The sequence below is a fragment of the Streptomyces sp. NPDC002265 genome, assembly GCF_040296125.1.
Lineage (GTDB): Bacteria > Actinomycetota > Actinomycetes > Streptomycetales > Streptomycetaceae > Streptomyces.
This window is the reverse complement of the sequence record NZ_JBEOWS010000394.1, coordinates 1-8,461: the sequence shown is the minus strand read 5'-3', so window position 1 is coordinate 8,461 and position 8,461 is coordinate 1. Positions and strand designations below refer to the sequence as shown.

Below are 8,461 nucleotides of genomic sequence, written 5' to 3'. Positions count from 1 at the left end.
AACAACACCCACAACTCATCGGGCACCAAACGCGCGACCAGATCCGTCATGCACGGTTCAACGAACGATCAAGCCAAAAGAAACGGCGTCTTAGCCGACGAGCGGGACGAGATGGGCCGCCGTCTGGTGGTCCGCAACGGTCATCATCGCGAACGGTCGGTGACCACCGCCGCCGGGCCAGTCGCGGTGAAGGCGCCCCGCGTGAACGACAGGCGCGTCGACGTGGAGACCGGTGAGCGAAAGCGGTTCTCGTCGAAGATCCACGCGCCGTGGTGCCGCAAGTCCCCGAAGATCAGCGAGGTCCTGCCCCTGCTCTACCTCCACGGACTGTCCTCCGGGGATTTCGTGTCCGCGATGGAGCAGTTCCTGGGCTCCTCGGCCGGCCTCTCGCCTGCGACGGTGACCCGGCTGACGAAGCAGTGGACCGACGACCACACTGCCTTCCAGGCCCGCGACCTGTCGGATTCGGACTACGTCTACGTGTGGGCCGACGGCGTCCACCCCAAGGTCCGCCTCGGCCAGGCCCACTCCTGCGTCCTGGTCCTCATGGGCGTGCGCCCCGACGGCCGCAAGGAACTCATCGCGCTGGCCGAGGGGCTGCGTGAATCGACCGAGTCGTGGGCGGATCTGCTGCGTGACTGCCGCCGACGCGGCATGCGCGATCCCGAACTCGTAGTCGGTGACGGCGCGATGGGCCTATGGAGAGCCCTCGCAGAGATATTTCCGCAGGCCAGGCACCAAAGGTGCTGGGTTCACAAGATCCGCAATGTCATGAACGCGCTACCGAAGTCGGCTCAGCCCGGTGCGAAGAAAGCCCTGCAGGAGATGTACAACGCCGAGGACCGCGACCACGCCGAGAAGGCGATCAAGGGCTTCGAGCGCGCCTACGGCGTCAAGTGGCCGAAGGCGGCCATGAAGGTCACCGGCGAGGCCAACGAGCTCCTCGCGTTCTACGACTTTCCGGCCGAGCACTGGGTGCACCTGCGCACGACAAATCCCATCGAGAGCACCTTCAGCACCGTGAAGCTCCGGACCAAGGTCACCCGCGGCGCCGGCAGCCCGGCCTCGGCCCTGGCTATGGTGTTCAAGCTCGTCGAGGCCGCCCAGGCCCGCTGGCGCGCGATCACCGCACCCAAGCTCGTCGCTCTCGTCCGCGCCGGAGCACGCTTCGAGAACGGTCACCTCGTCGAACGCTCCGAAGCGAGGGCCGCCTGATGACATCGCGAGACGAGCGCCGCTACCCCAAGCTCCTGCGGGTTCCCCAGATACCGGACGACGCCTGGTTGTCCCAGCCCCAGGCCGCCCGCCAACTGGGCATCGCCGTCTTTCGCGGCGGCGCACTCATCGCCTGCGGCCACCTGAAGCCCGCGGAGAACTCGGCCGGGAGGGCAGGCGTCACGATCGCCAGCGTGCAGGCAGAGAAGACTTGGCGTGACAGTGCCACATACCGCGCAAAAACCCTTCGTCTCCTCAAGGACACGATCGGCTTCTTCTAATCAGCCGGTCCACAGGTCTTGACGATTACTCCTCGGCAACTGCGCTCGCCCCTATGGCACACCTGTCAGCACGAGCACGCATGCTTCCGATGCCCGATGCTCCAGATCAACCCGAAGATGCTTCCCCGCCTCGACGAACTGGAGAAAGACCTGATCATGCGGCGGAAGCGTGCGGAAGAGAAACAGTGGCTCGGGGAGATCGAGGGCATCGACCTGACCTTGACCTTCCTGCGGACCAAGCAAGCCGACGCCATCCGCTCACGACGACGAACCACTGTTGACCTTGAGTTTCCGCGCCCTCGCGGCTGAGAGGCTGTCCTCATGATGGACAAAAGAGGTGGGATTGAAGGCCAGGCGGTTCACCCAGGCAAGTACGCACGCGTCGAACGGGAGAGGCGGTTCCTGCTGGCCGAGCCACCAGCACCGTCGGCGGTGACCGTCAGCCGCGTGATCAACGACCGGTATGTGACAGGAACGCGCTTACGGCTGCGTCGGGCCGACTTCTCGGATGGCCGCTGCGAGCTCAAGCTCACCCAGAAAGTCCCGATCTCTCAGCCCGGGGCCATCCAGGGCCTGATCACGAACACGTACTTGTCGCCAGCCGAGTACGACGTGATCGCGTCGCTGCCGGCCGCCCTGCTGTCGAAGACCCGTTTCAGCGTTCCTCCCTTGGGTGTCGACGTCTTCGACGGCCACTTGCATGGCCTCATACTCGCAGAAGCCGAGTTCGCTGCAGACGACGAGGCAGAGTCCTTTGTTCCCCCGGTCGAGTGCGTCGCAGAGGTCACCGACGACACCTGCTTCACCGGAGGACGCCTCGTCCAGGCATCCCGCCACGAGTTGCTCGGGTGGCTAGCCGAATACGGACTCCACCCCGGAAGCCTCCTAGCAACACGCCCCAGTCGAATCCCCTCGCCGCCCGTTCAGGTGAAGTGCAGAGAAGCCAGCGCACCACCCACAAGTACGGCGACGGCGGCCTCCCGCTTTCTCTGGGGCGGGGCCGGATGTGGCGTGACGTGGGGTGAGGTGGGGTCGTTGAGCTCCTGGGACTCGTTCTCGGGGGGTGTGGCTCTGCGGCGGGTTGTTGCACAACTCGTGGCAGGAGATACGGATGCGGGCGTTCCCCGTGGTGATGCCGTCCGGGCAGACGTACTGGACGGTCCTTGACGACGACCTGGAGGCCGTCCCTGCAGCTGATCGGTGGCTTCGGAATCTGCGGTTTGGGCGCGACCGGGCGGAGCTGACGACGAAGTCATACGCCGGCGGTGTCGCGCTCTACCTGCGCTGGTGCCAGTCGACGCATCGAGAGTGGACGGCGGCCGGCCAGGACCTCGGGCTGTTCATGGTCTGGCTGAAGTACACCCCGGCGCCCCGGCCGGATGGGGCCCCGGTTGTTCAGCCCGGGCCGGGAGCGAAGCCGGTGCGCGGCGAGCGGCGGATCAACCGCGTCCTAGTGGCGGTACGGGGCCTGCTGTCGTACGCCGTGTCGGTGGGCGAGGCGCCCAGGTCGGTGCTCGGGCAGATCTACGAGCTTGCCGACAGCCGGGACCTTCCGGCGGAGGCGCAGGGTGAGGACGGCGGCCTGTTCTACCGGCTGCGGCCGGTGCACTCGTTGCGCGAGCCGGAGACGCGGGTAGACCGGGCCGCGGACACCGAGTTGGTGGCCATGTTCGGCGCGTGCCACAGCGCACGGGACCGGCTCGTCGTCCTGCTCGTGAGCAGGGTCGGGCTGCGCCGCGGCCAAGCGGCCGGGCTGCGGCGCAGCGATATGCATCTGCTGCCGGACTCCCGTGCGCTGGGCTGCGACTACCCGGGTGCCCATGTGCACGTGCGACGACGGGAGAACGAGAACGGGGCATGGTCGAAGTCGCGGCACGCGTGGGTGGCGCCGCTGGACTTCCTGGTGGTGTCCGCGCTCGACCTCTACTACGAGGAGCGTTACCGGCTGCTGGGGTCGGGTGGGAGTGACTTCCTGCTGGTGAACCTGTTCCGGGCCCCACTGGGTGAGCCGATGTCCCCGGAGGCGATCGGGGAGCTGTTGGAACGGCTGAGCTGCCGGGCCGGGCTGGACAGGAGGGTGGGCGCGCACATGGCGCGCCGCGCGTTCGCGTCGAACGTCGCCGATGCAGGCGGTGCTCCGGATGAAGTGGCCGCGGTGCTTGGGCAGAGGAGTCTCGACTCGCAGGGGCCGTACGTGTTTCCGGATCCGCAGCGTGTGCGGGCCGCAGTTGACCGGGTGCCCTCGCCGCGCGGGCGCGGCGGCCCGGAGGTGGAACGGTGACGGGCGCGCGTGCAGCGATCCCGCCGGCTTACGAGACGCTGGCGGCCGATAAGCGGCTGGCAGAGATCCTCCGGGCGGTGGACGAGGACTTCCTGGTTTTGCTGGGGTGGGACTGGGATCGGCGGGTGGTCACGTGGCCCCGACAGCATCCGGTGATCGGTCTGCCGGATTGCCCCGTGCCGGGATGCCCTCTGGCGATCACTGTTCTGACGCGGCCGATGTGCGGCGGCTGCATGCTGCGGTGGAGCAAGTCCAACCTCCCGCTGGAGGAATTCCTCCTCGTAACGAAGGCAGAAAGCCGTGGAGTTGGCCAGGTGCCGTGCGCGGTGCAAGGGTGCGAGCGGCCCCGCCTCACCGTTGCCGGCCTGCTGTGTGACGCGCACCGTGTTCAGCACACCACGGTCGGGCTGCGTACGTTGGCTTTGGAGGAGTTCCTTGGCCATCCGAGTGTCACCGGGCTTGTCCGGCTCGGATCGTGCGAGGTCGCCGCGTGCTATCTCGACCGCACCGCCCGCACTCCTCCGTACTGCAAGGCGCACCTCAACCGCTTCTACCGGGCCCGTAATGTGCCCGGGTTTGACGAGGCGCACTGGCGCCGGACGGACAAGGCGATCTGCACCACGCGAGAGGCTAGCCTGCGCGGGCTGCCCGACCGCCTCGTCGCAGAACTCCTTTTCGGCCTGTGGGTTCGCACCCGGCAAGGGTTCAAGTCCCGGCCCGAGTGCCTGCGCCAGCTGTACGACCGGCTGCGGCTGCACCAGGTACAGGAACTTGTGGAGGTGACGGATCCGGCTGCTCACGGGCACAGCCGCGAGCAGGTCACGATGATCCGGGCCTGGCAACGGGAGTTGCAGCTGCTGAACATGACGCCGGAGACCGAACGCCTCAAGGACCGCTGGGACATGGTGGTCTTCGGCCTGTCGGGCCACATCTCCTTCGCCCCCATCCTGCAGGAACCACTGCGGGAGGCGATGAAAATCTGGGTGTACGACGACCTGCCCCGGCGCCGGAACAAGAACGCCGTCCAGCACGCCCGCGCGGTCATTGCGGCCATGGGCATGCTCTCGGAAAGCCTGCGGGTGCAGCGTGCAGACCATGGCAGGGTGCCCGCGGCCTGGGGCCGCAGCGACATCCTCGCGTTCACCAACCGCATGGGCTACTTCACCTCGACCGGGCAGATCACGCCCCGACGACGCCTGGCCTTCACCCGATACGCCCGCCGGGTCCTGCACCGCTTCCGCACCCTTGGCCTCACCGCGCCCGGAAGGCTGTTGGCGGGGATGCCGGTCGACTTCGCGATCCTGCCCGAGGACATGCCCGACGAGCCCGAGGACACCGAGGCCGGCCGCGACCTCCCGGACGAGGTGATGCGTGCGCTGTGCGCACACCTCGACGAGTTGGAGACCATGAGCAGCACTGAGGTCCGGGTTGCAACAGAGCTGCTCATCGACACCGGGCGACGCCCCGACGAGATCAACACCCTTCCCCTCAACTGCCTGGAACAGGACCCCGACGGCTCCGACATCCTGGTCTACGACAACCACAAGGCATACCGCCTCGGGCGGCGCCTGCCGATCGGAACCGAGACGGCCGCAACCATCCGACACCAACAGCAGCGCGTCCGGGCACGCTTCCCCGCCGTTGACCCCGCCCGGCTGCGGCTCCTGCCGCGTCCCAAGGTCAACCCGGAAGGCACCAAACCTCTCGCAGAGATCTCCTCTTACCACCGGGCCTGGGTGAATTCCCTGCCCGACCTCCTCGTGCCTGTCGTCGTCAGCGCCGACGATGCCCGCCTGACTCAGCTGGTGCCGTTCGACAAGACCCGGATCTTCCCTTACGCCTACCGCCACTGCTACGCCCAGCGCCACGCCGACGCCGGAGTCCCCGTCGACGTTCTCAAGGAACTGATGGACCACCGACTGGTCCACACCACCATGGGCTACTACCGCGTCGGCGAGGAACGCCGACGCGAGGCCGTCGACCGGGTCACCGCCCTGCAGTTCGACCGGCACGGCAACCGGGTCTGGCGCACCGCGCAGAGCCTGCTCGACTCCGAGCATGTCCGCCGCGCGATCGGCGAGGTGGCCGTCCCCTACGGCGTCTGCCGTGAACCGTCCAACGTCGCCGCGGGCGGCCACGCCTGTCCCCTGCGGTTTCGCTGTCTCGGCTGCGAGCACTATTCCACCGACGTCTCCTACCTCCCCGACCTCCAGGCCCATCTGGCCGACCTGCTGCGCAGCCGCGAACGTCTCATGTCAGCCTTCGAAGCCGACGACTGGGCCCGCGCGCAGGCCATGCCTGCCGCAGAAGAGATCCAGCGCGTGCGTCGGCTCATCGACCGCGTCAGCGGCGACCTGGACAATCTCACCGCCGAGGACCGCGCCCAGATCGACCAGGCCATCGCCGTGGTCCGCAGCACCCGCACCGTCCACCTCGGCATGCCCCGCGTCGGCCAGCCGCTCCCCGACGTCCGCCCCGTAAGGACTCTGCCGTGACTGCCTCGATGCAAGAAGGCCGCCAGGCCGGCACCGACCGCCGCCGCAGCCGCGTGGCCGCAGCCATCAGCGCCGCGCAACGCGATGGAACCCCGCTGACCGCTTCCGCGATCGCTCGCGCCGCTGCCGTCGACCGGACATTCCTCTACCGTCACCGCGACCTGCTCGACACCCTCCACATCGCCGCCCGTGAACCCGCCACGCCTCACGCCGACGGCCCCGGAGCCACCCGGGCATCCCTCCTGGCCGACCTCGCCAATGCCAACGCGCGCAGCACTCGCATGGCTGCACGGATCGATCAACTTGAAGCCCGCCTGTCCAAGGTCCTGGGAGAGGACGCTTGGCGCGCCTCCGGCATAGCGGCGCCAACCGATGTCACTGAACTGCAGTCGCGCATCACGCACCTCGAACAGCGTGCCGTCGATTTGACCCGCTCCCTGGACGACCGCCAAGCCGAACTTGACGCTGCACGGGCAGCCAACCGGGATCTGACCCGTGCCCTCAACCAGCGTGGTTGACCACGTCGCGAGATCGGCTTCTTCCGCGGGGCCTTGGGGTGGTCAGGGTGTTGTCATCACTTCAGCCAGGACACCTGGGCTGGAATAGACGGGTAGTGGGCTCATTTGGCGGACTTGTTGACGCGGATCAGGGTCTGCTGGCCGTTCGCGATGAGCTTCCGGGCACCGTCGGCCTGGACGCCGTAGACCTCCAACTGGCAGACGGTCCGGGTGCGTCCGGGCTTGAGAACGGTGCTGATCGCTTCGAGGTGGTCGCCGGCTGCTGGAGCGAGGAGGTTGATCTTGTACTCAACGGTGAGGACCTCGGAGTCCTCGTCGAACGGGGTGAGGGTGGCGTAGCCGCCAGCGCTGTCGGCGACGACGCTGGTGGCGCCGGCGTGGACGTAGCCGTGCTGCTGGGTCTCCTCAGGACATGCCGGGAGCATGATGTGCACACGACAAGCCTGATGTGGGCAAGCTTCGCGCCCAGGTGAGACATCAGGCACTGCAGGTCGAAACTGTCCCGGACACGCTTCTGGACCGCCGGACTCCGCTGTTACTGGGCCGCCCTTCCACGTATGTGCTTTCCTTCGTGCCTGTAATGGGGTGGAGGGACGGGCGGGATCCTCAGCCGGCCAGGCGATCCACCAGCAGGACGGCACAGATGACGATCATCATGACACTGCTGAGGCGAGTAACAGCCTGGGCGGCCATAGGCCGGATACTCAGGACCGTGCAAGGTCGCTGCCCGTGATCGCCTAGGCGAACTCGGCGTCAAAGCGTTCCTTCCCGACCTTCTGCGTGAGCGTGGTCAGGTACTTCACCTGCCAGGGGTGGCCGGTTCCGTTTGGTCATGGAGCGGGGGACGCGGCGCCGGCCCCTGCGACGGCAAGGCAGGTGCGCAGGCGCTCGATGTAGGTGTCGAAGTCCTCGTCGGTCTTCCAGCTCTGGTAGGCGGTGCCCGCGGCGGCGAGAGCCACGTTGAGCTGGAGGATCCCGATCATCGCGTCCTCGCCGGAGATCTGAGCCAGGATCCAGGTCTGGAGATCAGTGCGCAGCTGTTCTCCGGACGCCTGGCTGGCCCGGGCGAGGGCCGGGGATTGTGCCTTGAGGCGGCGCATGAGCGGCATGCGCTCGCGGAGTCCGGTATTGACCTCGATCATGATCGCGGCCAGCGATTCCCAGAGCGACTCGCCGGGGCTCCGGGACTCCAGAAGGGTGCGCCAGCGATCACGGGCTTCGGGGTCCTGGTCGAAGACGACGGCTTCCTTGCTGGCGAAGTAGTTGAAGAAGGTGGCCCGGGACACGTTGGCGGCGGCTGCGATCTGCTCGATCGTGGTCGCCTCGAAGCCCTGTTCCTCGAACAGGCGCAGTGCCGCCTGGCTGATGGCGCGCCACGCGGCCAGTTTCTTGCGTTCCCGCAGGCTCATGGATCCTCCCTTTCGGAATCATACTTGTTGGACTCGTCGATTTTTAGACGAGTCTAGTATTCTGGTTGCAGTGGCGGGACGCTTCCCCCGGCGTTCCGCTTCCGGAATGTGAAGGGATTCTCATGAGCAAGGTCTGGTTCATCACCGGTGCGTCGCGTGGCTTCGGCCGCTCCTTCGCCGAGGCGGCGCGGGGGGGCGGCGGCCGAGTAAACCCCGCCCCCCCCCCCCAAGGCACCCCCCCCCACCAAGGGGGGGAGAAAAG

Annotated in this window: 8 protein-coding genes and 1 pseudogene; 7 read left to right on the top strand and 2 right to left on the bottom strand. The window is 67.4% G+C overall.

What is annotated here, in order from left to right:
* The 7 genes from ABT085_RS40285 to ABT085_RS40255 all read left to right on the top strand — a co-directional run.
* A partial coding sequence (locus ABT085_RS40285) for an IS256 family transposase (protein ID WP_351620163.1) occupies window positions 1–1,215 on the top strand: 1,215 nt, incomplete at its 5' end.
* Window positions 1,215–1,496, top strand: coding sequence for a DNA-binding protein (locus tag ABT085_RS40280; protein WP_351620160.1), 282 nt, complete (start codon window positions 1,215–1,217; stop codon window positions 1,494–1,496). The genes ABT085_RS40285 and ABT085_RS40280, both read left to right, overlap by 1 nt.
* 96 nt (window positions 1,497–1,592) lie before the next feature.
* The gene (locus ABT085_RS40275; protein WP_351620157.1) at window positions 1,593–1,805 is read left to right on the top strand and encodes a recombinase; all 213 of its coding nucleotides are present in this window, start codon (window positions 1,593–1,595) and stop codon (window positions 1,803–1,805) included.
* Between the two features lie 12 nt (window positions 1,806–1,817).
* Window positions 1,818–2,663: a CYTH domain-containing protein gene (locus tag ABT085_RS40270; RefSeq protein ID WP_351620154.1), complete on the top strand. Its 846-nt coding sequence runs from the start codon at window positions 1,818–1,820 to the stop codon at window positions 2,661–2,663.
* Window positions 2,608–3,777 carry a tyrosine-type recombinase/integrase gene (locus ABT085_RS40265; protein WP_351620151.1) on the top strand — a complete coding sequence of 390 codons (1,170 nt, stop codon included), beginning with the start codon at window positions 2,608–2,610 and terminating at the stop codon, window positions 3,775–3,777. The genes ABT085_RS40270 and ABT085_RS40265 overlap by 56 nt, the downstream gene beginning before the upstream one ends.
* The gene (locus ABT085_RS40260; RefSeq protein WP_351620148.1) at window positions 3,774–6,272 is read left to right on the top strand and encodes a site-specific integrase; all 2,499 of its coding nucleotides are present in this window, start codon (window positions 3,774–3,776) and stop codon (window positions 6,270–6,272) included. Before ABT085_RS40265 ends, ABT085_RS40260 begins: the two co-directional genes overlap by 4 nt.
* Entirely contained in the window at window positions 6,269–6,790 is a 522-nt protein-coding gene (locus ABT085_RS40255; RefSeq protein ID WP_351620146.1) for a hypothetical protein, read from the top strand. Before ABT085_RS40260 ends, ABT085_RS40255 begins: the two co-directional genes overlap by 4 nt.
* Before the next feature lie 101 nt (window positions 6,791–6,891).
* Here ABT085_RS40255 and ABT085_RS40250 read toward each other — a convergent pair.
* Together ABT085_RS40250 and ABT085_RS40245 are read right to left on the bottom strand one after the other, a co-directional pair.
* Window positions 6,892–7,268, bottom strand: a pseudogene (locus tag ABT085_RS40250) (PaaI family thioesterase).
* 352 nt (window positions 7,269–7,620) lie between these two features.
* Entirely contained in the window at window positions 7,621–8,199 is a 579-nt protein-coding gene (locus ABT085_RS40245) for a TetR/AcrR family transcriptional regulator (protein ID WP_351620143.1), read from the bottom strand.
* Between the last annotated feature and the right edge of the window lie 262 nt (window positions 8,200–8,461).

Coding starts and splice junctions, on each gene's coding strand:
- ABT085_RS40245 (WP_351620143.1), bottom strand. CDS start 8,199: ATGAGCCTGCGGGAACGCAAGAAACTGGCCGCGTGGCGCGCCATCAGC.
- ABT085_RS40265 (WP_351620151.1), top strand. CDS start 2,608: ATGCGGGCGTTCCCCGTGGTGATGCCGTCCGGGCAGACGTACTGGACG.
- ABT085_RS40280 (WP_351620160.1), top strand. CDS start 1,215: ATGACATCGCGAGACGAGCGCCGCTACCCCAAGCTCCTGCGGGTTCCC.
- ABT085_RS40270 (WP_351620154.1), top strand. CDS start 1,818: ATGATGGACAAAAGAGGTGGGATTGAAGGCCAGGCGGTTCACCCAGGC.
- ABT085_RS40275 (WP_351620157.1), top strand. CDS start 1,593: ATGCTCCAGATCAACCCGAAGATGCTTCCCCGCCTCGACGAACTGGAG.